Here is a 539-nt window from a genome sequence, read left to right as displayed (position 1 = left end):
AAAGGATTCTGAAATCTTTTTTAAGGAGTTTTCAAAAAAATACGACTTTAGTTACAACATAGAATTTTCTGATAAGATTTCTGCAATTGCCATGGTTTTAAATAACATTAAAACCTTGGTGTTAAATACGAATCACACCTATTCAGAAAATGAACTTGCGGTATTAACCAACCATGAAATTGGAGTACACATGGTTACTACCATGAATGGGTTGTTGCACCCATTAAAAATATTTTCTCATGGTTTTCCTGATAATGAAGAAACTCAAGAAGGCTTAGCGGTGTTTCCAGAATATATGAGCAATAATTTAACGGTAACACGTCTTAAAGAACTAGCATATCGGGTGATAGCCGTGGATAGTTTAGCAAAAGGCTATCCATTTTCAAGAACCTTTAGATTGTTGCATAACAATTATGATTTAGATAGAGAAAGTGCATTTTACATAACACTTAGGGCGCATCGTGGAGGTGGCTTCACAAAGAACTATTTATACCTCTCTGGTCTTAAAAAGATTTATGATTATTACCATTCTGGGAAAG

1 protein-coding gene is annotated in these 539 nt (G+C 33.8%); it reads left to right on the top strand.

What is annotated here, in order from left to right:
• Positions 1-539: tyrosine/phenylalanine carboxypeptidase domain-containing protein (locus tag H4O21_RS28035; RefSeq protein WP_182812418.1), on the top strand; the 539-nt coding region annotated here is incomplete at both ends.

Origin of the sequence: Oceanospirillum sediminis, from assembly GCF_014164585.1 — a bacterium.
Lineage (GTDB): Bacteria > Pseudomonadota > Gammaproteobacteria > Pseudomonadales > Halomonadaceae > Oceanospirillum > Oceanospirillum sediminis.
The sequence above is the reverse complement of the archived record's forward strand: the minus strand, read 5'-3'. Positions and strand labels throughout refer to the sequence as shown.